The sequence below is a fragment of the Pseudoxanthomonas sp. 3HH-4 genome, from assembly GCF_006716465.1.
Lineage (GTDB): Bacteria > Pseudomonadota > Gammaproteobacteria > Xanthomonadales > Xanthomonadaceae > Pseudoxanthomonas_A.
On record NZ_VFPB01000012.1, the window covers coordinates 1 to 2,301 of the forward strand.

Annotated in this window: 1 protein-coding gene; it reads left to right on the forward strand. The window is 56.6% G+C overall.

Features of this window, described 5'->3' with window-relative positions; genetic code table 11:
• The first annotated feature begins 485 nt into the window (after positions 1 to 485).
• Positions 486 to 845, forward strand: coding sequence for a hypothetical protein (locus tag FB548_RS18665; RefSeq protein WP_142126318.1), 360 nt, complete (start codon positions 486 to 488; stop codon positions 843 to 845).
• Positions 846 to 2,301: the final 1,456 nt, after the last annotated feature.

The window sequence follows — 2,301 nt, forward strand, 5'->3', positions numbered from 1 at the left end:
TTTCTCGCGACCGGTATGTCGAGCTTTCACGGAGCTGCCCCTAACAATTCATTCAAGCCGAACCCGCTTCGCGGGTCGGCTTAATTCTGGTGTTATGCGTGGGTTGGCGTGTTGGTGTTGTCGGCTTCGGTGATGTTCTGACTTCTGCCGCGCCATTGGCTTCGGCGTTGATCGGTCGCTGATCTGCCCGACTCTCTCGCGCCCCCCTACTTCGCTTCAATCGGCTTCGGACGCATCACGTTCGCGCCGCTCGGCTGGCGGATAGAGAGCTGACTCCATTATGGCGGCGCTTCTGGCTTCGGCTAAACAAGCCCGGGCCACTCACTTTCCCCGGCCGCATCCAGTGATTGTCTCTTCGCCCGGCCTTCTCGGCTAAGATCGCTTCAACAGCGTGGGGTACCTACTACCCAGGCTGCATAACCACTCGTTCAAGCCGAACCCGCTTCGCGGGTCGGCTTAACTCAAGGTGTTAGGCCTCTCAAGACATGAACTCGTACCCAACAGAGATTGATCTCCTTGCGGCACTAGATCGCTCTGATGACCTGGTGCGCGAGTGTGCTGCTGGACACGTGTCATTCGCTGACTTCTGCGCACAGTACGACAACTTCTATTGGTCGTTTGCCCTGGACGGCCACGAGTCGGATCAGGCAGGTCAAGCCGTGCTGGCCAAGTATGCCGCGCGTATTGCCCTCCATCAGAAAGTGGCGGACACCATTCTTGCCAAGTCCTGCTCCGACACTGACGCGGTAAAAGAGAGCTATCGTGCGGCTGGCCGCTTCGGTTCCGCTGAGGCGGTCGCAAGGCTTAAGCTTGTGGCGGCGGGCCTTCTCGGCGGAGAGGCCTAACAATTCATTCAAGCCGAACCCGCTTCGCGGGTCGGCTTAATTCTGGTGTTAGGCCTACTTGGAGAGTTCCAATGGTTCGAGCAGTAGCCACTCTCGTACTGCTGACGCTGGGTGGCTGCGCCTCGATGCCGCATGGCTCAGCCAAATGGCTTGGACATACAGCTGGGCGCATCAAAGCTCAAGTTACTGCCTCATCGGCAACCCTCCCGACTCAAGGCTGGCTTGTTGAGTCGCAACGAGATCAGGCGACTGGCTTTGTGAGCTATATCAAATGGGGCTCTGCTGGCTTCCGCTACAAAAAGCAGGCCTACTTTCAAGTTCGAGACAAATGGGAGCCGGATGCTGTCTACCTTGGTCGCTTCGAGACTAGAGACGGCTCTAGTGAACTTTGCGTCGTCAATCCGGAGCATGGTGGATTTCAGGAGAGCAATACCATTGTTATTACCAACTCCTATGACTATTGCGTCCGGCTTACTCGGCAGTAGGCCTAACAATTCATTCAAGCCGAACCCGCTTCGCGGGTCGGCTTAATTCCGGTGTTAGGCCGTTCGGAGCAAGATGCGTCGCTTTATCCGGATTTCGTTTGGTGTCGGCTCGCTCTATTTCGCCTGGTGGGGCTATCGACTGCTTTCAAATCCCTTTGTTGCGTGCTCACTGCCTGGGACAAAGATTCCGAGTCGGTGGGTAATGGACATTTGCCAGACCAACGGTAACGGGACTGCTGCTATCGTGGTATTTGCTTTCGCTGTAATCTGCTTGCTTGTAGCTGTGTTGCCAAGGCGGCGTCGGCTCACGGCCTAACAATTCATTCAAGCCGAACCCGCTTCGCGGGTCGGCTTAATTCAGGTGTTAGCTGCCATGAAGATTCTCCCTGTGCTGCTATCTTTTCTACTTCTCGCCTTTAGCACCGGGTGCTCCGCGACTGCAGACAGAATCGAGCTTGCTGAAGCCCTGGCCGGCGCTAAGAGCGTTACGCTTTTATCGCTCGAGTCGGGTCCTGGCGGTGCACGGGATTCTGACGGGGCTTGTGTTGGGGTCTGCTACCACGGCTGGCCCGTACTCGGGGAGTTGGCCATATCAGATTCTGCGGCTCAAGCTCTCCGCACGGATCTCTCTGAGTGGGTTGCGGCACCAGAGCCGGAGGCCATCGCAATGTGTTTCTTTCCTCGGCACGGCGTCCGGGTGAGAGCTAACGGCCACACTTATGATTTTGTCGTGTGCTTCGAGTGTGGACAGACTCAGGTGTTCAAAGACTCGTCAGCCCATCCGGTTGCGCACCTATTCTATGGAGCCGACCAGAAACGCTGGGATTCGATACTTTCTTCCGCCAAAATTCCTCTGGGTAGCTCCACGGATGGCAGCTAACAATTCATTCAAGCCGAACCCGCTTCGCGGGTCGGCTTAATTCAGCAACTGTCTTCTGATGAGTGGTCAGGTCGCTACCGGGGCCCCAGCC

Bases quoted from the DNA above. Each gene is read 5' to 3' on its own strand.
- FB548_RS18665 (WP_142126318.1), top strand. From the start codon at position 486: ATGAACTCGTACCCAACAGAGATTGATCTCCTTGCGGCACTAGATCGC.